Annotated in this window: 15 protein-coding genes and 3 tRNA genes; 6 read left to right on the top strand and 12 right to left on the bottom strand. The window is 76.1% G+C overall.

From position 1 onward, the window contains the following. Positions 1 to 23 precede the first annotated feature (23 nt). Complete coding sequence (locus tag ACIQGV_RS03425; protein ID WP_402489798.1) at positions 24 to 329, bottom strand: YtxH domain-containing protein; 306 nt, start codon at positions 327 to 329, stop codon at positions 24 to 26. 134 nt (positions 330 to 463) lie between these two features. On the opposite strand from ACIQGV_RS03425, the gene ACIQGV_RS03420 reads away from it, so the two are divergent. The 6 genes from ACIQGV_RS03420 to ACIQGV_RS03395 all read left to right on the top strand — a co-directional run bounded on the left by ACIQGV_RS03420 (position 464) and on the right by ACIQGV_RS03395 (position 4,299). Then, positions 464 to 536, top strand: a tRNA-Asn gene (locus ACIQGV_RS03420). A gap of 5 nt (positions 537 to 541) precedes the next feature. Further along, positions 542 to 614, top strand: a tRNA-Asn gene (locus tag ACIQGV_RS03415). A gap of 188 nt (positions 615 to 802) precedes the next feature. Continuing rightward, a tRNA-Ile gene (locus ACIQGV_RS03410) sits at positions 803 to 879 on the top strand. A gap of 73 nt (positions 880 to 952) precedes the next feature. Then, entirely contained in the window at positions 953 to 1,630 is a 678-nt protein-coding gene (locus ACIQGV_RS03405; RefSeq protein ID WP_402489796.1) for a response regulator transcription factor, read from the top strand. Further along, positions 1,620 to 2,864, top strand: coding sequence for a sensor histidine kinase (locus ACIQGV_RS03400; protein ID WP_402489793.1), 1,245 nt, complete (start codon positions 1,620 to 1,622; stop codon positions 2,862 to 2,864). The genes ACIQGV_RS03405 and ACIQGV_RS03400 overlap by 11 nt, the downstream gene beginning before the upstream one ends. A 103-nt stretch (positions 2,865 to 2,967) precedes the next feature. After that, positions 2,968 to 4,299 carry a hypothetical protein gene (locus ACIQGV_RS03395; protein WP_402489790.1) on the top strand — a complete coding sequence of 444 codons (1,332 nt, stop codon included), beginning with the start codon at positions 2,968 to 2,970 and terminating at the stop codon, positions 4,297 to 4,299. Positions 4,300 to 4,414: 115 nt separating this feature from the next. Here the strand turns inward: ACIQGV_RS03395 and ACIQGV_RS03390 are convergent, their stop codons facing one another. From ACIQGV_RS03390 to ACIQGV_RS03340, 11 genes are all read right to left on the bottom strand, one after another. Next, on the bottom strand, positions 4,415 to 5,452 hold the full coding sequence (locus tag ACIQGV_RS03390) for a rod shape-determining protein (protein ID WP_402489787.1): 1,038 nt from the start codon (positions 5,450 to 5,452) through the stop codon (positions 4,415 to 4,417). A 207-nt stretch (positions 5,453 to 5,659) separates the two neighbouring features. Next, complete coding sequence (locus ACIQGV_RS03385) at positions 5,660 to 10,441, bottom strand: SAV_2336 N-terminal domain-related protein (RefSeq protein ID WP_402489785.1); 4,782 nt, start codon at positions 10,439 to 10,441, stop codon at positions 5,660 to 5,662. After that, positions 10,431 to 11,438: an AAA family ATPase gene (locus ACIQGV_RS03380; protein WP_402489782.1), complete on the bottom strand. Its 1,008-nt coding sequence runs from the start codon at positions 11,436 to 11,438 to the stop codon at positions 10,431 to 10,433. The genes ACIQGV_RS03385 and ACIQGV_RS03380 overlap by 11 nt, the downstream gene beginning before the upstream one ends. Positions 11,439 to 11,459: 21 nt before the next feature. After that, the gene (locus tag ACIQGV_RS03375) at positions 11,460 to 13,199 is read right to left on the bottom strand and encodes a trypsin-like peptidase domain-containing protein (RefSeq protein ID WP_402489779.1); all 1,740 of its coding nucleotides are present in this window, start codon (positions 13,197 to 13,199) and stop codon (positions 11,460 to 11,462) included. Continuing rightward, positions 13,196 to 13,531 carry a CU044_2847 family protein gene (locus ACIQGV_RS03370; protein ID WP_402489776.1) on the bottom strand — a complete coding sequence of 112 codons (336 nt, stop codon included), beginning with the start codon at positions 13,529 to 13,531 and terminating at the stop codon, positions 13,196 to 13,198. Before ACIQGV_RS03370 ends, ACIQGV_RS03375 begins: the two co-directional genes overlap by 4 nt. Positions 13,532 to 13,919: 388 nt before the next feature. Further along, a complete protein-coding gene (locus ACIQGV_RS03365) occupies positions 13,920 to 14,117 on the bottom strand; it encodes a hypothetical protein (protein WP_402489774.1) in 198 nt (65 codons plus the stop codon). A gap of 745 nt (positions 14,118 to 14,862) precedes the next feature. Beyond that, positions 14,863 to 16,203, bottom strand: coding sequence for a carboxyl transferase domain-containing protein (locus ACIQGV_RS03360; protein ID WP_402489771.1), 1,341 nt, complete (start codon positions 16,201 to 16,203; stop codon positions 14,863 to 14,865). Continuing rightward, positions 16,200 to 17,660 carry an acyl-CoA synthetase gene (locus ACIQGV_RS03355; RefSeq protein ID WP_402489768.1) on the bottom strand — a complete coding sequence of 487 codons (1,461 nt, stop codon included), beginning with the start codon at positions 17,658 to 17,660 and terminating at the stop codon, positions 16,200 to 16,202. The genes ACIQGV_RS03360 and ACIQGV_RS03355 overlap by 4 nt, the downstream gene beginning before the upstream one ends. Positions 17,661 to 17,820: 160 nt before the next feature. Then, positions 17,821 to 18,900, bottom strand: coding sequence for a MerR family transcriptional regulator (locus ACIQGV_RS03350; protein ID WP_402489765.1), 1,080 nt, complete (start codon positions 18,898 to 18,900; stop codon positions 17,821 to 17,823). Between the two features lie 100 nt (positions 18,901 to 19,000). Next, positions 19,001 to 19,600, bottom strand: coding sequence for a hypothetical protein (locus ACIQGV_RS03345; protein WP_402489763.1), 600 nt, complete (start codon positions 19,598 to 19,600; stop codon positions 19,001 to 19,003). Between the two features lie 156 nt (positions 19,601 to 19,756). Next, the gene (locus tag ACIQGV_RS03340; protein WP_402491019.1) at positions 19,757 to 20,557 is read right to left on the bottom strand and encodes an FkbM family methyltransferase; all 801 of its coding nucleotides are present in this window, start codon (positions 20,555 to 20,557) and stop codon (positions 19,757 to 19,759) included. Positions 20,558 to 20,570: the final 13 nt, after the last annotated feature.

The following is a 20,570-nucleotide window of genomic DNA, read 5'->3' as shown; positions in this document are numbered from 1 at the left end:
CAGGGGTGCGCGCGGTGCGCGGGTCAGGTGTTGCTCGTGCCCCAGTCGTCCTCCTCCGGGAGGGCGCCGTTGCGGTCGCGGAGGTGGCGGACACGGCTGGCCACGGAGGCGGGGACGCGGTCGCCCACCTTCTCGCTGACCGTGTGGAACGCCTTCCCCGCGAGGTCACGGCCCTGGAGGGCGGCGGACTCGGCGGTGTTGCGGACGGCCGGGTTCTGGGCGACCTGGCGTGCGGACTTCTTCAGCTGTTCGTAGCGCTCGCGCCCGGCACGCGTGCCCAGCACGTAACCCAGCGCCAGTCCGGCGACGAACATGAGCTTGTAGCGCATGGCGGAGCCACCCTTCCGTGGTGGTGGAGTACCGATTGGCGGAGCACCCCCCTGCTTGCGCTAATGTATGTGTCGCAGCGAGCGAGCGCCCCCTGGCGAATACCCAGGTAGGTACGTTCGATGCAACGAGGCATTCCTCCGTAGCTCAATTGGCAGAGCAGCCGGCTGTTAACCGGCAGGTTACTGGTTCGAGTCCAGTCGGGGGAGCTCGGTCCTCCGTAGCTCAATTGGCAGAGCAGCCGGCTGTTAACCGGCAGGTTACTGGTTCGAGTCCAGTCGGGGGAGCATCGTGAACGAGGACCCCTCAGGGGTCCTTTTTCATGTTCGGTCCTCGTGTCCGGAACCACCGGGACTCCGGCGGAGTCCTCAAGGTCACGAAGGCCGCGCGAAGCCGACCATGCCGGAGCAGGAGATCGTATGAGCGGCTATGCTGCGGCAGACGGCGCGCACACGTGTACGCGACACGCCGCTATGGGGCGGTAGCTCAGCCGGTTAGAGCAGCGGACTCATAATCCGTCGGCCGTGGGTTCGAGTCCCACCCGCCCCACCACACTGCCCGTGCAGAATCGATCTGACCTGCGATGAACCAGGCGCCCAGGGCTGCCCGCGCGTAGCGTGAAGGCATGCGGGTGCTGGTCGTCGAGGACGAGGAGCGGTTCGCGGAAGGGCTCCGGGGCGGGCTGGAGGCGGACGGCTTCGCCGTCGATGTGGCACTCGACGGGGTCGACGGGCTGTGGCTGGCCCAGGAGAACAGCTACGACGTGATCGTGCTGGACATCATGCTGCCGCGGCTCAACGGGTACCGGGTCTGCCGGAGACTGCGGGCCGGCGGCGACTGGACGCCCATCCTCATGCTCACCGCCAAGGAGGGCGAGTGGGACGAGGTCGAGGGACTCGACACCGGGGCCGACGACTATCTGACCAAGCCCGTCCCCTACGCCGTGCTGCTGGCCCATCTGCGTGCCCTGCTGCGGCGGGAGGCCCATGCGCGGCCCGCCGAGCTGGTGGCGGGAGACCTGCGGCTGGACATGGCCACGAGGATCGTCACCAGGGCCGGCCGGGCCGTGGGGACGACCCCGCGGGAGGCCGCCGTGCTGGAGTTCCTGCTGAGACGGGCCGGAGAGGCCGTGTCGAAGCGGGCCATCCTCGATCACGTGTGGGGCGGGGACTTCGAGGGTGATCCGAACATCGTCGAGGTGTACGTGCGGCGGCTGCGCAACAAGGTGGACCGGCCCTTCGGCCGCAACTCGCTGACGACGGTCCGGGGGCACGGGTATCGGCTGGTGCCCGATGACCCGTGACGAGCGGGAACGGCGGCTGCGGGGCGTGCGGTTGCGCGCCACGCTCGTCGCCGTGCTGGCCGTCGCGGTCGCCCTCGTCGTCGGCGGCACCGCCCTCGTGCTCGGGCTGCGGACCGAGCTGAGCAACGACGTGCGTGACGCGGCGCGGGCCCGGGCTGCGGAGGTGGCCCGGGTGATCGAGGCGGGACGCGGCGTGCCCCGGCCGGTCGTGGCCGACCCGGACGAGGAGTTCCTGCAGGTGCTGGACGCCGACGGCGATGTCGTCGCCGCCAGCTCCAACATCGCCGGACGGCCCGCGCTCGTCCCGCTCGCACCCGGCGGGAACGCCTCCGTCCGTGTCCGGCTCGACGAGGACCCCTTCCTCGTCGTCGCCGTCGGCGCCCGCGACAGGGGACGGGAACTGGTCGTGCTCGACGGGCGGACCCCCGCCGGGGTCGCCGAGGCCGTCGGCACCGCCACCCGGCTGCTCCTGATCGGCGTCCCCGTGCTGCTGCTCCTGGCCGCCGCCGCGACCTGGACCGCCGTCGGCCGCTCCGTGGACCGGGTGGCGCGCGCCGAGCGGGCCCAGCGGCGCTTCGTCTCCGACGCCTCCCACGAACTGCGCTCACCCGTCGCGGCCGTGCGCCAGCACGCCGAGGTCGCCCTCGCCCACCCCGGGCGCGCCGACGCCCGCGCGCTGGCCGGGACCGTCCTCGCGGAGGCCGTGAGGATGCAACGGCTCGTCGACGACCTGCTGTTGCTCTCCCGGGCCGACGAGAGCGTCCTGCTGCGGGCCGGCCCCCAGGAGCTGGACCTCGACGACCTGGTCCTGGAGGAGGCGCGGCGGCTGCGGTCCGCCTTCGGGGGGCTGCGGGTCGACGCCGGCGGGGTGGGTGCCGCCCGGGTGAGCGGGGACCCGGAGGCGCTCGGCCGGCTGGTGTGCAACCTCGGCGAGAACGCAGCCCGGCACGCCCGCACCCGGGTCGCTCTCGCGCTGGCGGACGACGGGGAGGGCCGGGTACGGCTGGTCGTCGAGGACGACGGGCCGGGCATCGCGCCGGCCGACCGGGAGCGGGTGTTCGAGCGGTTCGTACGGCTGGACGCCGCGCGGAGCCGCACTGCCGGCGGAGCCGGTCTCGGGCTCGCCATCGTGGCCGAGGTGGCTGCCGCGCACGGCGGTTCGGTGTCGGTGGGCGAGAGCGCCCTGGGCGGGGCGCGGTTCTGCGTGACGCTGCCGTCCGGAGAACGGGGGTGAGCTGAACGAGCCGTCAGGTCCGTTCAGGCGGCGTTCAGCGCAGGAGCGGCAGGGTCGGGGGGACGGACACGGGGAGGCGAGAGGGAGAGGCGGGGAGCCGGCCATGACGAGGTACCGGATCCTGTGGCCCGCGTTCGGGGCCGCCGTGCTGCTGGCCGGAGGCTGCTCCGGGGACGCCCCAAGCGCCGGGGGGCAGGTGAGCGCGGGCGAGTGCGTGCACATCGTCGACGAGAGCACCGGGGAGACGGGGAAGGAGTGCCTGCCGCTCGCGCCCGAGGCCGACCGTGTCGACCTCGCCGAGCCGCGCTTCAGCCACCCGACCGGGATCGACAACCCCTTGCACCCCACCGCCGGGCTCGACCAGACGGTCTTCGGCGGCCAGGTCGGCGGCAGACCCTTCCGCACCGAGGTCACCACGCTGCCCGGCACGAAGGAGATCACCTTCGACGGGCGCACCGTCCCCGCCCTGACCTCGCAGTACGTGGCCTTCGCCGACGGGAGGGTCGTCGAGGTCGCGCTGGACTGGTACGCGCAGGCCGACGACGGGTCGGTCTGGTACCTCGGGGAGGACGTCTTCAACTACGAGGACGGCGTCGTCCAGGACACGGAGGGCACCTGGCAGGCCGGCCGCGACGGGGCGCCCGCGGCGATGATCATGCCTGCGGATCCGCGGGTGGGCGATGTGTACCGGCCCGAGAACCAGCCCGGGGTGGTGTTCGAGGAGGTCCGGGTGAAGGCCGTGGACCAGACGGTCGACGGGCCCTACGGGAAGGTGACCGGGGCGATCACCGTGCGTGAGCTCCACATGGACGGCTCGACCGAGGACAAGGTGTTCGCGCCGGGATACGGGGAGTTCTCGACCGGCGACCGGGCCGATCTGGAGGCGGTGTCGCTGGCGGTGCCGACGGATGCCGGGCAGGGCCCCGTGCCGCGGCGGCTGGCCGCGCTGGACCGGGCCGTCGACGCGGTCTACGCCGCACCCGGCGCGGCTTCCGCCCGCGCGGCCCGGGAAGCGTGGGAGGCGTACCGGGGCTCCGACACCGTGCCCGGGCTGCTGGAGCGGCAGACCGGCCGGGATCTCGGCGCGCTGGCCGGCGATCCCGCCGACCGGGGAGCCGCGCTCAGGGCGGCGCAGGACGTGAGCGATCTGCGGCTGCGCTACGAGGACGTCCGCGTCGTCGACCGGGACCGGATGGCGATGTGGGCGCGGCAGCTGGGCGTCGATGCCCGGGCCGGGGACGCGGGGGCGGTCGCCGGTGACGTGACAAGTCTCGAACTGGTCCGGCAGCGGCTGGGCTGTGACGACGCGGCGGTCCTCGCAGGGCTGGCGGAGGCCCGGGACGCGGCGGACCGTGAGGACATGGAGGCGGCGGCCGGGGCGGCCGGGCAGCTCGCGCGAGATCTGGGCCGGGGTGCGCCGCAGGGATGCGGATGAGGTGCCGGGCGGGCCGGGGCGGGCCCGGCGACGGTGCGGCCGGGGACGGGGCCGCCCTCGGCGCCGGTGCCGGTGCCGGAGCCGGTTGCAGGTCTCGGCCGCCGGCACCGGGTGCTCAGTTGCCCAGCGGGGCCAGTTCCAGCGGCCGGATCCTGGCCTCCAGCATGGCGCCGAGGCCCTGGACCGCGCACACGTCGGGCTGTTCGGCGATGTGCACCGGCATGCCGGTGGCCTGGCGCAGCATCTGGTCGAGGCCCGGGAGCAGGGCGCTGCCGCCGACCATCATGATGCCGCGGTCGGCGAGGTCGGCCACCAGATCGGGCGGGCAGCCGCGCAGCACCTTGCCGATGCCGTCGAGGACGGCGGTCAGCAGGGTCTGGACGGCGTCGCGGACGGCGGCCGTGTCGACCTGCACCGAGCGGGCGAGGCCGGTGGCGACGTCCCGGCCGTGGATCTCGGTGGAGGCCGGGCCCTGCGAGGTCAGCCCGTTGCCGGACAGGGCGATCTGCAGCGGCCGCACCGACTGGCTGGGCAGCATCAGCTCGTGCTCGTGGCGCAGATGCTGCACGATCGCGTGGTCCACGGCCTCGCCGCCGACGGGGATGCGCTCGGCGGTGACGATCGAGCCGAGGGAGAGCACGGCGACCTGGGTGGCCGCGGCGCCGCAGTCCAGCACCATGGTCGCCTCGGGCTGCTCGACCGGCAGGCCGCAGCCCACGGCGGTGGCGATGAGGGTGTCGACGAGTTCCACGCGGCGGGCGCCGAGGCCGACGAGGGTCTCGATGGTGGCGCGCCGGGCCAGCGGGTCGGCGTCGTGCGGGGTGCAGGCGGCGGCACGCAGCCGGGGCCTGCGGCGCAGCGAGCGGCGGACCTTGTCGCCCAGCAGATGGCGGAGCATGCGCTGGGCCATCTCGATGTCGACGACCGTGCCGCCGGAGACCGGCCGCACGACACGGATGTAGCTGGGGGTGCGGCCGGTCATCTTCTCCGCGAACTCGCCGACCGCGATCAGCGCGCCGGTGCGGGTGTTGACGGCGGCGGCGGACGGCTGGTCGACGACGAGCCCGGCGCCCTTGACGTACACCCGCGTCCGCGCCGCGCCCAGGTCGACGGCGAAGTGGCAGCGGCGCAGCTGCTCCAGACTTGCGGTCATCGGCAGGTCCTCCCGAGAGCTCAGAGCGTGAAGCCGCCCGGGTGGCGGGCCTCGCTGTGCGGGCCGCCGGCCGGCGGACCCTGCTCGCATCGTGCGACGGCGGCGGGTGCGGCGCCTTCCGGGATGCGCCGGGCGGGGCGCCGCCGAACGGCTGATCCGTCCGCCGTGCCCCCGGTGAGTGCCGGGCGTGAGCGGGACGAGGGGGAGTCAGAGGGCGCGGGCCGCCTCCAGGACCGGCTCCAGCGACGGCACGGTGAGATCGCAGCCCGCCTCACGCAGACGCCCCTCCACGGTGGGGCTGCGGCCGAGGCCGACGCACGGCAGGCCGATACGGCGGGCGGCGGTCACCTCCGCCGGGGAGGAGGTGAGCAGCAGGGCGGCGGAAGCCGGCCGGCCGGCGGCGTCCAGCGCGCGCAGCAGACAGTCCGGGGCGGGCATGAGCAGGCCGAGATCACCGGCGCGGCCGTGGACACCGGGCAGACGCAGTGCGTGGGGCTCCAGGAAACGCTCGGCCGCCTCCTCGCACACGTCCGTGACCACCTCGACCCGGCGGCCCGCCGCGTGCAGCGCGCGCACCAGCGGGGCCGACCGGTGGGTGAGGGGGGCGTCCGGGACGGCGGCCAGTTCGAGGACGTCCAGGCGGGAGCGGAGCAGGGGGCCGTACCGGTCGTGGGCGAAGGCGCGCAGCACGTCCAAGGGGTGCGGGAACGCCTCCTGCGGTGCCCCGGTCCGCAGCGGGCGCCCGCTCAACGACTCCTCAGGGTCGCGGTGTTCGGCCACCAGGGCCAGCAGGTCCAGCGCCGCGTCCCGGGCGCCCTGTGCGGAGAACAGCCGGGCCAGGGGGCCGTCGAAGCCGACGAGGACGGTCCGTGCGCCGAGGAGCAGCTCGCGCAGCCCGCGCGGCGCGGCCGCGGCACGCGGCGGGGCGGGCGCCCACGCGGGCACCAGCCGCACCGCGCAGGTCACCGCGAGCCCCGGCACCGGCCACTCCCGCAGGGCCGCGCCGACCGCGCGCCCGGCCCCCGCCGCGTGCCGCAGGGAGTGGCGGCGGGTGAGGCGCGAGGCGGTCTTCGTCAGATGCTCCAGCAGGGCCGCGAGGACGCGCGGCGGCCCGCCGTGCACGAAGGCGACCGGGTCGGTGACATGCCACGACAGCTCCACCGCGGCCGTGAAGCCCTCCTTGCCGGAACTGGGCAGGCGCAGCTCCCGGCTCGCCTCGTGCGGGGTGAGGTCGACCTCGTAGTACGTCGTCGCGCGCAGTGCCCCGGCGCCGTCCGGCCGGGCCGGTGTCAGCAGGGTCAGGGGCCGGTCCGGCGGCGCGTGGACGACGGCCGTGCGGCCCGTGTCCGGCAGGCCGGTCTCACGGGGATCCTGGGCGATGAGCGGCCCGCGCACCAGGTCCCGGTCCTCCTCCGGCAGCGGCTTCGAGGCCGGCAGCGGGCAGTACCAGGACAGCGGCCCGGAGTCCACGGCCCCGTACAGCGGCCGGAACCGCTGCGGGCCCCGGGCGGCCGAGCTCGCGGCGAACTCCTCGTACAGGGCGGGCGGCACGGCGACCAGGAGCGCCGGCCGCGCGGACGGCACGGGCGCGTCCCGGAAGGCGACCCGGACCTGCGGCGCGTCCCTCAGCTCGGCCAGTGCCTCGGGGAGCGTGCGCAGGGCGGCCACCAGCACGGGCAGCAGCCCGGCGTCCGGCGCGATGCGCACCGCGTACCCGTCCTCACGCACCTCCACCTCGTACTGCTGCGGGGAGAGCGCGCCGCGCGCGAGGGTCTCGTGCACGGCGTACTCCAGGGTGATCCGGGCTTCGGGGCGGCCGGTGAGGGGCGCGGTGACGAAGGTGAGGGCGGGAGTCCCGGCGCCGTGGGGCGCCGTGCCGTGCTCCGTCCCCTCGCGCAGTTCCCGGCCCAGTTCCAGCAGCCCGGGGTCGCGGCCGCCGGACCGCTCGTACTCCTCGGCCACCTCCAGCGCCCGCTCGGTACGGCCCTGGCGGCGCAGGGCGGTCAGATACAGCCGGCGGAAGTCCTCCCGGGCCGGGTGCGCGCCGACCAGGTCCGCGAGGTCCGCGGCGGCGCGGTCCACCTCGCCCAGGTCCAGGTCGAGCTCGGCGCGGGTGCGGCAGAGGTCGAGGCGCAGCCGGAGGAGCCGGCCGCGGGCGGTCCGGGCGCCGGGGCCGGGGACGTCGGCGAGCGGCTCGCCGGGCCGCCACACCTTCAGCGCCCGGGCGATGTGCGCACGGGCCGCCGGAAGGTCGCCGGCCAGCCGCGCCTCCTCGGCGTCCCGGGCCTCGGCCTCGCACTGGACGACATCCACCTGGTCGGCGCTGATGTGCAGGGCGTAGCCGTCGGGGCGGGTGGCCAGGGCGGCGGCGGGGCCGAGGAACGTGCGCAGCCGCGACGCCGTCGCGCCGAGGGCGGCCAGGGCGTTCCCCGGTTCCTCTCCCGGGTCCCACAGCGCCGCGCGCAGTTCGTCGTGGGTGACCACCCGGCCGTGCCGCGTCAGCAGCGCGGTGAGCAGGGCCGGCCCGCCCTCCGGGAGGTCCCGGGCGGCGGCGCCCTCCACCCGCAGCGGGCCGAGGGCCAGATAGGCGCGCGGCTCGTACGCCGCGTGGGCGGCGGCGGTCAGGAGCGGGTCCGTGAGGAGGTCCTGGCCCTCCGGCCGCTCCGCGATCAGCGCGTCCAGGGCGCGGGCGTACGCCGTCCGCGCGCTGTCCGGGAGAAGCGGGACCCGGTCGCCGTCGGCCGGGCCGGCGCCCGCCGGGCCGGTGTGCAGGCCCGACGGCGCCGCGAGGCTTTGGAGCATCTCGCCCAGCCATCGCAGTTCCGTCCTGTGCTCCCGTCCCGGCCACCCTCCCGGCTCGAAGGGGCTGAGCACCGCCCGGCCGTCGGGCAGCAGCATCACCCGGGCCATGCCGAGAGCGCCGTGGGTGACGCCCGTCTCGTGCAGGGCCTGCAGCCCCCGGGCGAGCTGCGGGCCGAGCGACACCAGCAGCGGGGCCGGAAGCCGGTAGCCGTTCGGCGCGGCGAGGCTGTTCAGCGGGATGCCGTCCAGGTGCTCCATGACGACGTAGGGGGTGTCGCCGTCGAAGCCCGCGTCGTGGACGGCCGTCACGTTCGGGTGGTCCAGTTCCCGCAGCCGCCGCGCGTCGCGCAGGAACGCCTTCCGCCGGGCCGGGTCGGTGACCGGTTCGAGCAGCCGCAGCGCCACCGGACGTCCATCCGGGTCCAGGGCCTGCCACAGCGTCCCTGCCCGGGCCAGCCGCCGTTGCAGCCGGTACCGGCCCCCGGGTCCGGCCGGCACCGCCACGGGTCCCCGGCCGGCCAGCTGCCGCACGCTCTGCGTGCTGACCGTAGCGAACGCCTCCGTGTCCGGCGCGGTCCCCGTGCCGCCCTCCGCAGGGGCCGACGCCAGGAACTCGCCCGGTGCGCGGCCCGCGCGGGTGTCGATCAGGGCGCCCACGCGTTCCAGGAGGTCGGTCGTGCGCAGCCGGTCCGTACGGGGCACCGCCCGCAGCAGCAGCTCCCGGACGCCGGGGCGGAAGGCGTACGAGCCCGCCGGGTCCCCGGCGGAGGTCAGCAGGCCGCTGAGGATGATCTCGGCCAGGTGCTGGGGGCGCGGATCGGGCTCCAGGGCGGCGTGGACGAGGCGCATCACCGGCAGGTCGGGGCGGCCGAGCGCGAGATGGCCGGCGAGGCGGAACGCCTCCGGGGAGGCCATCGCGCGAAAGCGCAGGACCAGGTCCTCGGGGGACAGCCCGGCGAGGTCCGTGAGGCCCTCCGGACCGGGCGGGGCGGCGCCGAGGAAGGCCACCGCCGCCGGGTACCGGGTGCCGCCCGTCGAGGCGATCAGGGACGCCCAGTTCGCCAGCCAGCCCGGCTCGGGCTCCAGGACCGGCAGCGGGATGCCGTGGTGCGCGAGGCCCGCTCCGGGCGAGGCGTACGGAGCAGCGGACGCCTCGTACGGGTCCCGGGGCGCCCCGTACGGGTCCTCGGACGTCCCGTACGGGTCCTCGGGTGTGTCGTACGGGGTGAAGACCAGCGAGGCGGAGGGCGCCGCCGGGTGCGGGGGTGTCAGACGGCCCGGTGCCGTCGGAAGCGCGGTGTCCCGCCACAGGTGCTCGGGCAGGGGCTGGACCACGGCGAGCGGCATCCGGCGGGCCCAGCCGCGCAGGGTGGCGTACCAGCGGACGGCCGCCGGGCCCTCGCGCCACTGCGGCCCCATGCAGTCGCTGATCAGCAGGACGACCGTACGGCCGTCGGCGGGCGTGGGCGCGGTGTGGCCGTCGACCGTGCCGTCCGGCCGGGCCCGGTGCACGGCGACCGTGCGGAACACACCCGACTGGGCGAGCGCGGTGTGCAGTTCGGCGACCAGCGGGCGCCACACCGGCATGGTCGGGCCGGTGTCGTGGACCAGATGCAGCCGCAGCCAGCGCTCCTGTGCGGGACGCAGGACGGGCAGCCACCACTCGGGGTCCGCGCCGAGCCGGGCGATCCGTTCGGCGGTCGCCCGCTCGTCCAGCTCCCGCCCGGCGGGCGCGTCCGTGCGGCGCTTCAGCGGGCGCAGGGCGCGCTGGAGGCCGAGCGGGTGGCGCAGCATCGGGGGCGCGGGGGCCAGCAGGGACACATGCCCGGACGGGCCGGCCGGTGCCTTCGCGGCACGGGGCGAGGGCAGGTGCAGCGGGGCCCGTGGGGGCTCTTCCGGCGGGGACGCCCGGGGCCCGGGGTCCGGGGGAGGCCCGGGTGTGCCCGGCGGGGCCGTGGGCCGGGGCGGCCCGGGGTGGTGCGGCGGCCGGACGTCCCCCTCCGCCGCCTCCTGCGGTCCCGCCCGCTCCCCGTCGTCCATCCGGGCGGCCAGCCACAGCAGTTCGGCCAGCTCGCGCGGGGTCGGGCGGACGCCCGAGCCGGCCTCGGCCAGCACGTCGGCGAGCCGGGCCAGCGGCTCCGGGCGGCCGGCGGCGTCGCCGGGCGGCCGCGGAAGGTCAGAAGGCATCGGTCTGCGGGGCGCTCCCCAGGTACGGCATCAGCTGGGCGGCCAGTTCGTCGAGGGTGTCCGCGCCGAGGTCGGAGGCGCGGGCCAGGTAGATGGCGTTCAGGAGCTGGTCGGTGGCCAGGTCGCCGCCGCCCACGCGGGAGAGGAACCGCTCGATCAGGTGCCGGGCGTGCTCGTCGGGTTCGCCGAGGTGCGCGCGGACGATGTCGGCGAGGTGGCGGTCGTCGGGCTGGCTCAGCCGCAGGGTGACACAGCGGCGCAGGAACGCGGGCGGGAACTCGCGTTCGCCGTTGCTGGTCAGCACGACGAAGGGAAAGGCACGGCAGCGGACCCGGCCCCGGACGACCGGCACCCGCTGGTCGGTGCCGTCGGCCAGCACCTCCGCGACCGGCGTGTGGCGGGCCGCGCGGACCAGCTCCGGGATCTCGTACTGGCCCTCCTCCAGGACGTGCAGGAGGTCGTTGGGCAGGTCGAGGTCGCTCTTGTCGATCTCGTCGATCAGCAGGGCGCGGGGCCGGGCATGGGGGAGGAGCGCGGTGCCGAGGGGGCCGAGACGCAGATGGTTCTCGACGCCCGACTCGCCCGGCCCCTCCGCCGCCTGGCGGGCCGCGTACAGACGGGACAGCGGGTCGTACTGGTAGAGGCCGTCGTGCAGGGTGCTGCGGCTGGTGATGTTCCAGCGCAGCACCGGGCCCAGGCGCAGCTCCCGCGCCACCGCGTGGGCCAGGGACGACTTGCCCGTGCCGGGCGGGCCGGTGACCAGCAGCGGGCGGCGCAGGTAGAGAGCGGCGTTGACCAGCTGGACGGTCTGCCCGGTCGCCCGGTAGGTCTGCGCGCGGTGGGTGCGGTCGGGGGAGCCGGCGGAGGCGTCGTCGGCGTCGGCCGGCGCGTCGAGGACGGGGCCGCCGTCGAAGGCCCGCCACGGCGGGGGCGCGGGCAGCTTCAGGATGCCGTCGTGCGGCTCGTTCGAGCCGGTGTAGACAGGCCACAGGGGCATGGGGTTCTTTCTCCGTGGGTCTCAGGCGACGGGCGAGTGCAGACAGGCGGTCGGCTCGGGGAAGCAGCGCGGGTCGTCCCACATCAGCTGGATGTCACGGGCCCAGTGCCCGTCCGGGTCGTCGTCCGCCTCCGCGGTCTCGCGCAGGGTCAGGACGTGCCGGGGCAGGTCCGCGGGCGGCACACCGGTGACGGACCCGGCGAGCGCGTCCAGGAAGGAGCCGCCCGCGCAGGGACCGGGGTGGGCCGGGCCGGGGCAGCCGGTGCGCGGCCACAGCAGCACGGGCACGGGGACGTTGAGGCCGACCTCGAAATGCTCCCGTACGGCGGCGGGCGGGGCGCCGTACACGGTCAGGCCCGTGTCGTGGTCCCGCAGCCGCTTGCGCAGGCTCGGCGGGCGCTCACGGGTGTCGCAGTCGACGCGTTGCAGGGTCGTGGGACCGGCGTCCAGCTTCTGCCACTTCTTGGTGAGCTGGTGGCGCAGCCGGCCGCTGCGGTGCCGGGAGCGGTCCGCCACCACCAGCGGGTAGGCGCAGCCCAGCGGGGTCGGGTCGTCGGGGCTGCACTCCCAGCGGGCCACCGGCTCGTTCAGCCACTCCCGCGGCAGCACGAAGGTGATCAGCTCGTCGGCGTCCGGCGCGAGCTGGGTGAATGCCTCGTCGATGCGTTCCTGCACATACGCGCGCACCCCCGTGCGGGGCAGCCGGCGCGTGCCCACCGGGCGGCGGTGGCCGTCGCGGTAGGCGAAGACCTCGACGGTGACCTGGCCGGCGCCCGCGCCGCTGTGCTCGATCTCCACGACGATCGGCGACCACGCCGTCTCCGCGGGACCGGCGTCCGGGCCGTCGTCGGGACCGGCGTCCGGGCCGTCGTCGGTACCGGCAACCGGGCCGCCGTCCGCGCGGCCGTCCGCGCCGCCGTCGGGGGGTGTCCCGTCCAGCAGTGCGGCCAGGCGGTCGGCGAACCGGGTCACCGCCTCCGGCTCCGGGACCTCCCACTGCACATAGCCCGCGGCCCGCTCCAGCGAGGCGAACCCGCCAGGCGGCACGGGCGGCCCGAAGGGGCCCACCGCGTCGACGTACAGCCGGTCGGGTTCGAGGTCCGGGCGGGCCCCGGCGGCCCGGCGCACCAGTGTGTACAGCCGGCGCAGCGCCCGCGCCTCGTGGCCCGGGGTCGGCACGAGTTCGCCCAGGCCGTGCCAGTAGCGGGCCAGCACCTCGGTCGGCAGCATCCGGCCCACGCGGACGTCCCGGGCGCCCGCGACCGCCGACACCATCCCGACGACGCCGCCGTCGGCGAGCGTGACCGCCGCCCCGCTGAATCCGGCCGCCAGCGGCTGCCCGTGCGCGGTCAGCGCCTCCAGCTGGACCCACTCGCCGGAGATCAGCGGCCCGGGCAGGGCGCGGTAGGAGGCGAGCATGCCCTCGTCGTAGCCCTGCGGGAAGCCGTACGCCACCAGCTCGCCGCCCTGTTCGGCGCCGGGCGGGGCGAACACGGCCGGGCCGACCGGCACCTCCCGCTCCAGCTCCAGCACGGCCAGGTCGCCGGGGTCGGCGGCACCGCCCCGCCAGCCGCCGTGCATGGCGACCGAGGCGCGGACACCGCCCAGGTCACGGCGGCCCGGGAAGGACACGACGACCTCCGCCGTGTCGCTGAACCGCACGACATGGGCGCAGGTGAGGACCTGGCGCGCGGACACCAGGAAGCCCGCCCCGACCTCCCTGCCGCACTCGATACGGGTGTGCCAGGCGGCCTTGCTCATGCGGACCCGTCGGCCTGCCCCGGCGACCAGCTGAGTCTGACGACCAGATGGCCCTCCGCGGCGCCCTTGGCGATGATCGCGCCCGTCTCCGCGCTGAGCTTCACGCCGAACTCCAGCTCCACCGCGTCCGGTCGCAGCGAGCCGTCCCGGAACACCCGCAGCGCGGACTCCGCGGCCGCGCGCACCCCGGCGAGCGATCCCTCGAAGGTGCGGGCCGCCTGCGCCGGTCCGTCGCCGCGCGAGACCAGCCGGGCTCCCGACCCGTCGCCCTCGGCCGCCTCCACGACGATCAGCGCGCCGTCCTCGGTCTTGAACTCCACCAGGCCGTCCATGACGCCGTACTGCCCCCCGTGTGCTGCGTGCGTGTGTTGCGTGACCTCGAGAACTCCATTGTTGCGGAGGACACTTCACGTTGTCCCGCCGCGCCGCCGGTGCGCGGCGCGGCAGTGGCGGAAACCCGCCACACCGAGGATCCGCCGCTCCCGGTCGACTTCCTTGTGGCACACGGCACATCACACTGCTCCCACCACCCGGCCGAGAGAGGTGGGGACGGCCACAGGACCAGCCGGGCGCGCGGCCGTCGCGACGGCGGCCGGAATCGCGCGCACGCTGTCGCCTGCGGTGTCCGCGGGCGCACCGGGCGGACTCCCGGCGGCCGGGCACATCGCGCAGGCCGCGTCTGCCACACAGACCGTGCAGGTCCCACCGGTCTCACCGGTCTCACCGGCCGCCCGTGCCGCGCGGACCGTCACGCTCGTCACCGGCGACCGGGTGGCCGTCACCGACATGGGCGGCGGGAAGAGGACCGTCACCGTGCGACGGCCCGAGGACGCCGCCGGAGCCGTGCGCACGCAGACCACCGGCGGGCGCGTCACCGTCGTACCGGACGAGGCCCTCCCGGTATCTGCGGGCCGGCACGCCGGACGAGCGGCTGTTCGACGTCAGCGGGCTGATACGGCAGGGACCGACCGACGACCGGGCCGGCGAGCTGCCGCTGATCGTGGCCTACGACAGGGGCGCGCGGGCCGCCGTGCCGCGCGGGGCCGTGCGCGCCCGCACCCCGGCCAGGGTGCACGGGGCCGCCGTCGAGGCAGGCCGGGGGCGGGAGTTCTGGCGGGCGTTCACCCGGCAGGACGGCATCCGCGCGGTGTGGCTCGACGGACAGGTCCATGCCGACATGGCCGAAAGCAATGCCCAGATCGGCAGCGCGGCCGCCTGGGACACCGGGCTGACCGGCAGTCGCCCTTCCCGGGCCGGTGTCTCGCCTTCCCGGGTCGGTGTCGCCCTTCCTGGGCCGGTGTCGCCCTTCCTGAGTCGGTCTCGCCTTCCTGGGCCGGTGTCGCCCTTCCTGAGCCGGTCTCGCCTTCCTGAGCCGGTGTCGCCCTTCCTGAGCCGGTCTCGCCTTCCTGGGCCGGTGTCGCCCTTCCTGAGCCGGTCTCGCCTTCCCGGGTCGGTGTCGCCCTTCCCGGGCCGGGTGTCGCCCTTCCCGGGCCGGGTGTTGCCCTTCCCGGGCCGGGTGTTGCCTCCCGGGCCGGGGAGGGCGGTGTCGCCGTGCGTTCCCCGGAGGAGGAGCGCCGCCTCCGTGCGTCCGGGGCGGGGGCGGCGGCGTGGGTCCGGGGCGGGGCGGCGCCGTGCGTCCGGGGTGCCCGCGGGGCCGGCGGGGTCAGGGGGCGGGCGGCGGCGGTGTCCGGACCACGCCCAGCTCGGCCAGGTCCTGCGGGCGCAGCCGGAGCTGCCCCGCCGTCGCCTCGATCTCCTCCGGCGGGCGCTTGAGGATCGCGGCCGCCGGCTCCGGGGCGATGACGGAGAAGTAACTGTCCGGCGTGGCCCAGGTGTTGCCGGGCGCGGCCAGCGCGAGCGCCCCGCCCGAGCCGCCCTCGCCGATCACCAGCGTCGTCACCGGAGTCCGCGCGCCCGCCACCGCGGCGAACAGCTCCGCGATCGCCGCGCCCGCCCCCTGCCGTTCGGCGTCGGCGTCGTTGGCGGCGCCCGGGGTGTCCACCAGGGTCAGCACCGGGATGCCGAGCCGGTCCGCGAGCCGGATCAGCCGGGTCGCCGTGCGGTAGCCGGCGGGGCGGGTGGCCGTGCCGCACTGGGCGGCGTAGGCGACCGTGCCGCCCTCGCGCTCGCCGAAGCCGCACAGCATCCCGGCGTCCGTGCCGCCGCAGCGGTCGCCGCTGATCGCCGCCCGGTCGGTGAAGTAGGCGTCCAGGTAGGCAGCGGCGCGCGGTCGTTCGGGTGCCCTGGCCCGCCGGACCGCGTCCCAGCCGGAGGCGGGCGGACCGAGGGCCCGCAGCGGCCGCGGCGGGGGCGCCGGCGCGGCCGCGGGCGACGTCAGCAGCCGCAGCCAGCGGCCCAGTTCGCCCCGCAGCTCCCCGGGCCGTACGACGGCGTCGGCGGCGCCCGCCGCGACCTGGGCCTCCGCGGTGTAGGCGGCCGGGTCGGCGTCGGCCGGGCGGACCCGGGAACCGGCGAAGCCCACCTGGGCGCCGGGCAGCGCCAGGACGACGTCGGCGCCCGCGCCCAGCGTGGCCCAGCCGCCGCCGGTCGTCGGATCCCGCAGGACGGCGATCTGCGGCAGCCCGGCCTCGCGGGTGAGCACCGACTGCCGGGCCACCCGCTGGAGCTGGGTCAGCGCGATCATGCCCTCCTGCATCCGGCTGCCGCCCGTCGCGATCAGCGGCACGACCGGCAGCCGGTGCGCGCGGGCGTGGACGTACGCCGCCTCCAGCCGGTCGCCGGTGCGCTCGCCGAGCGAGCCGCCGAGGAAACCGAACTCGAAGGAGACCAGCACCGCCGCGACGCCCGCGATCCGGGCGGTGCCGCACACCACGGACTCCGACTCCCCGGTGCGCTCGGCGGCGCGGGCGCGCGCGGCGTCGTAGCCCTGCCAGCCGAGCGGGCCGTCGGGCACGGACTTGCGCCCGGGCGGCGGCAGTTCGGCGAACGTGGCCTCGTCGGCGACCAGGGCGATCGCCTGCCGTGCGGTGAGCCGTCCGGTCATGAGGTCAGCGCCCGCTTCATGATCTTGCCCATGTCGTTGCGCGGCAGCGCGTCGAGATGACGCACGACCCGGGGCCGCTTGTGGGGGGCGAGCCGCGCGGCCACATGGCCGGCCAGTTCCTCCAGCGCGGGCGGAGCCTGCGGGTCCGCCGGGACGATCCAGGCCACGATCCGCTCGCCGAGATCCGGGTCCGGCTCCCCGGTGACGGCGGCCTCGCGCACCCCGGGGTGCTCCAGCAGCGCGTTCTCGATCTCCCCCGCCCCGATCTTGTAGCCGCCGCTCTTGATCAGGTCGGTGGCCTTGCGGCCGACGATCCGCACAGAGCCGTCCGGTTCACGCACCGCCATGTCGCCGGTGCGGAAGAAACCGTCCGCGGTGAACGCCCCGGCCGTGGCGTCGGGCCGGTTGAGGTACTCGGTGAACAGGTTCGGCCCGCGCACCTGGATCTCCCCGACCGTCTCCCCGTCGTACGCCGTGATCGCGGAGCCGTCCTCCTCCACCAGACGCAGCTCCACGCCCGGCAGCGGCACGCCGACCGTACCGGCGCGGGCCTCGCCGTCGGCACGGACGCTGGTGTTCATGAGGGTCTCCGTCATGCCGTACCGCTCGATCACCCGGCGGCCGGTCGCCGCCGCGATCCGCTCGTGGTCGTGCACCGGCAGCGCGGCCGAGCCCGACACCAGCAGTCTCGCACCCGACAGCGCCTTCGCCAGCTCAGGGTCGCCGGGCAGCGCCTCCGCGATCCGGTGGTACATCGTCGGCACCCCGAACAGCATGGTCGCGCCGGACGCCAGCTCCCGCGTCACGCCCTCCGTGCCGAACCGGCCCAGATGCCGCACGGAGCCGCCGCGCCGCAGCGGGCCCAGGACGCCGAGCACCAGCCCGTGCACATGGAACAGCGGCAGCCCGTGCACCAGCACGTCGGCGTCCGTCCACTGCCAGGCGTCGGCCAGCGCGTCCAGGGTCGTGGCGACGGCCCGGCGCGGGATGACGGCGCCCTTGGGCGGGCCGGTCGTCCCCGAGGTGTAGACGACCAGCGCGGGGTCCAGGTCCCCGGCCGGCCCGGCGGGGACGGCCCCTTCCGCGCGCACGTCGACCTCGGCGCGGGCCGACGCGGCCAGGGCCGGGGGCAGCACGGTGCCGGGCGCGGTGAGGACGAGGTCCGGGGCGCTGTCGGCGAGGATGTGCGCCAGCTCCTTCTCGCCCGACCTCGGGTTCAGCGGCACCAGCGGGAGCCCGGCGAGCAGCACGCCCACCGCGCCGACCGCCGTCTCCAGCTCGGGCGTCGCCCACACGGCGACCCGGCCCGCGCCGCGCACCTGCCGCGCCACGGCACCGGCCGCGGCGGCGAGTCCGGCGTAGGTCAGGGACCGCTCCCCGAACCGGAGCGCCTCACGTTCGCCGGATCCGTCGTCGAGCGCGGGAAAGTCTGCGAGCGCGGGAAAGAGGGAGGACACGCGGGGCACTCCTTGACCTTCGGGAACCGTCCGGAACAGCTTCCCCTTACCTACCCCACGTCCGGCCGGGACCCGTCGGAGCCCGGCCGTGACACCGGTCACCGAGCGGCGCGCTCCGCCGCTCGGCCGGTCCCGTCCGGTCCCGTCGGTCCTGTCCGGGTCAGGCCGTCGGACGGACCACGTCCGCGACCACGCAGCTGACGTTGTCCGGGCCGCCCGCCGCGTTCGCCGCGTCGGTCAGGGCGCGGACCGCCTCGTCGGGGGAGGCGGCGTCCGTCAGGAGCTGCCGGACACGGTCGTCGGGCACGGCGGTGGGCAGCCCGTCGGAGCACAGCAGGTAACGGTCACCGGGACGGGCCTCGTGCAGGCGCAGGTCCGGCACCGGTTCGCCCGTCCCCGACAGCGACCTCAGCAGCAGCAGCCGCTGAGGGTGGGACTCCGCCTCCTCCGGGGTCAGGCGGCCCTCGTCGAGCAGCGACTGGACGACCGTGTGGTCCTGGGTGATGCGGAACAGGGCGCCGTCACGCAGGACGTACGCCCGCGAGTCGCCGATGTGCGCCAGGGCGAGCGCCGAGCCCGTCCACAGCATGGCCGTGAGCGTGGTGCCCGCCTCCGCCCCGGCCTTCTGGGGCCCGGCCGCCTCCCGTACGGCCCGGGTGGCCTCGCGCACCGCGTCCTCCAGCAGTTCCAGCACGCCCCCGGCCGGGGCCTCGGCCGTGTCCAGCGCGGCCAGGGCCCGCACGGCGGCGTCGCTCGCGCCCTCGCCGCGCGGCCCGTAGCCGTCGGCGACCGCGAGCAGCCGGCGGCCCGCGTAGGCGGCGTCCTGGTTGGCGGGGCGCACCAGGCCCCGGTCGGAGCGGGCGGCGTAACGGAGTTCCAGCATGGCGGTGTCCTCCCGTGAAGGGGTCGACAGATGATCGACGAGGAACGCGGCGAGGTCCCGCCGTACGGCCGTCTCCGCCTCGACGCGCGCCCAGTGGGCGCGGATCTCCGCGGCCGCCGCGGCCGGGTCCCCGGAGTGCAGGTCGCACACCTCGCGGATCCGCGCCAGCGGCATCCCGAGCCGCCGCAGCCACGCCACCAGCCTGGCCCGCTCCAGCTGCGCGGCCGTGTAGTAGCGGTAGCCGGTGTCCGGGTCCACCCGGGCCGGGCGCAGCAGCTCCAGCTCGTCGTACAGCCGCAGCGCCTTCGGCGACAGCCGGCACGCCTTGGCGAAGGCACCGATCGTCAGCATGTCCATGAGTACCTCGACTCGTCCTCGTCCTTCCGCCACCGATGCTGGGGCTTCACCGAAGGTGAAGGTCAAACGGCGTGTGTGCGCTCGTGCCCCGGCGGCCGGGCTACGGCTCCCTGAGCGCGGTCCGCTGCAGCAGTCCCCAGGTGAACTCGGCCACGACCTCCCTGCGTACGCCGTCGCCGTCCGGCGCGGTGAAGGCCAGGCCCCACCGGGTGGGGGCCGTGCCCTCCAGAGGGCGGGCCGGGGCGAAGGCGCGGGCGGCCTCGTCGACCGTGCAGGACCAGGGGGTGAGGTCCTCCAGGGTCCTCAGCTCCGGCCCCCGCGCTCCGGGGGCGCGCACCAGCCACTCGTTCCACACCGTCCCGTCCGGCCCGGCCAGCACCTCGAAGCGCAGGCCGGGCCACAGGGGCACCGGCCACCGCCGGGCCTCGCAGTCCAGGCCGCCGACGCGGCGGGCGGCCGTGGACTCGGGCGGTCCGAGGACCGAGGACCAGCGCGCGGCGGCGGACCTCGCCCGGGGCGAGCGGACCGCCGCCTGCCAGCGCTTGTTCGCCTCGCGCATTTCGGCGGCCGACACGCCCAGTTCCCGCCGGGCGTCCTCCACCAGGCCGGGGTTGTGGTCGGCCATCCGGCGCAGCAGCACCAGCTGGAGATCGAGCGGGGTGGGACGGCCAGGGCCTGTCGTTTGGATCAGGTCGGTCATGCAGGGACAGTACTTTTCGGCCGGCCCTGAGCGGGGTCCGGTGCGTGCAGCTGCAAGGCGGAGGAGGGCGTCGACGCGGAGCGTCGGCAACCGACGGCAACGCCGCAGATGCGCGCACCGGACCCCGCGACGCCGACATGATCCAAACGACAGGCCCTAGCTGACGGCATGGGTCCCATCGTCGCGCACCCGTGTCCCGGCGGGGCGGCGGCCGTCGGGGAGGAACAGCACCGAGTTGACGTAGCGAGGGCGGTCCCGGAAGGGCGTCACACGGCGCAGCAGGCCGTGGGAGGCGACGTGGGCGGTGTGCGCCTGGTGCTCCTCCAGCGGGAAGGACGCCAGACGCACCCAGGTGCCGCCGGGCAGCACCCAGCCGTCGTAGCCGAGCATCCGCAGATACGTCACCACCGGCGCGACCGGCTGGATCCGGGACTCCAGCTCCACGAACAGGGCCGGCCGGTCCCGGGTCAGCAGCGCGGTCGCGCCGCGCAGCACCGCCAGCTCGCTGCCGTCCACGTCGACCTTGACGAAGCCCACCTCCCGCAGGCCGAGGTCGTCCAGCGCCACCACCCGCACCGGGACGGCCCGGGCGTGGATGTCCCGCCGCACCAGCGAGGACACGCCCCGGTCGCCGGGGTCGTCCGGCGGCAGCCACAGCCGGGCCGTGCCGGGCCGGTCCCCGGCGGCGGCCTCGACGACCCGCACGTTGCCGGGGGCCGTCGCCGACAGCAGCCGGGCCAGATGCGGCACCGGCTCCAGGGTCAGCACGCTGCGGGCGCGGCCGCTCAGCCGCCGGGTCCAGGGGCCGTACCAGCCGCCGACGTCCACGGCGGTGCCGCAGCCGGGCGGGCAGAAGTCGCCGAGGCGTGCCAGCTCCGGCTCGAAGCGCGGGTACACGGCCTGTGCGACGGCCGCCACCAGCCGGGGCGGCAGATGCGGGACGAGCCGGGCGGCCATCGTCGGGGCCGCG

Origin of the sequence: Streptomyces sp. NPDC093094 (genome assembly GCF_044754345.1) — a bacterium.
Classification (GTDB): Bacteria; Actinomycetota; Actinomycetes; order Streptomycetales; family Streptomycetaceae; genus Streptomyces.
This window is presented reverse-complemented; position numbering and strand designations above follow the sequence as displayed.

What these genes read in the sequence shown, in the direction of transcription:
- ACIQGV_RS03425 (WP_402489798.1), bottom strand. Translation starts at nt 329, where the DNA reads ATGCGCTACAAGCTCATGTTCGTCGCCGGACTGGCGCTGGGTTACGTG.
- ACIQGV_RS03405 (WP_402489796.1), top strand. Translation starts at nt 953, where the DNA reads ATGCGGGTGCTGGTCGTCGAGGACGAGGAGCGGTTCGCGGAAGGGCTC.
- ACIQGV_RS03400 (WP_402489793.1), top strand. Translation starts at nt 1,620, where the DNA reads ATGACCCGTGACGAGCGGGAACGGCGGCTGCGGGGCGTGCGGTTGCGC.
- ACIQGV_RS03395 (WP_402489790.1), top strand. Translation starts at nt 2,968, where the DNA reads ATGACGAGGTACCGGATCCTGTGGCCCGCGTTCGGGGCCGCCGTGCTG.
- ACIQGV_RS03390 (WP_402489787.1), bottom strand. Translation starts at nt 5,452, where the DNA reads ATGACCGCAAGTCTGGAGCAGCTGCGCCGCTGCCACTTCGCCGTCGAC.
- ACIQGV_RS03385 (WP_402489785.1), bottom strand. Translation starts at nt 10,441, where the DNA reads ATGCCTTCTGACCTTCCGCGGCCGCCCGGCGACGCCGCCGGCCGCCCG.
- ACIQGV_RS03380 (WP_402489782.1), bottom strand. Translation starts at nt 11,438, where the DNA reads ATGCCCCTGTGGCCTGTCTACACCGGCTCGAACGAGCCGCACGACGGC.
- ACIQGV_RS03375 (WP_402489779.1), bottom strand. Translation starts at nt 13,199, where the DNA reads ATGAGCAAGGCCGCCTGGCACACCCGTATCGAGTGCGGCAGGGAGGTC.
- ACIQGV_RS03370 (WP_402489776.1), bottom strand. Translation starts at nt 13,531, where the DNA reads ATGGACGGCCTGGTGGAGTTCAAGACCGAGGACGGCGCGCTGATCGTC.
- ACIQGV_RS03360 (WP_402489771.1), bottom strand. Translation starts at nt 16,203, where the DNA reads ATGACCGGACGGCTCACCGCACGGCAGGCGATCGCCCTGGTCGCCGAC.
- ACIQGV_RS03350 (WP_402489765.1), bottom strand. Translation starts at nt 18,900, where the DNA reads ATGGACATGCTGACGATCGGTGCCTTCGCCAAGGCGTGCCGGCTGTCG.
- ACIQGV_RS03345 (WP_402489763.1), bottom strand. Translation starts at nt 19,600, where the DNA reads ATGACCGACCTGATCCAAACGACAGGCCCTGGCCGTCCCACCCCGCTC.
- ACIQGV_RS03340 (WP_402491019.1), bottom strand. Translation starts at nt 20,557, where the DNA reads ATGGCCGCCCGGCTCGTCCCGCATCTGCCGCCCCGGCTGGTGGCGGCC.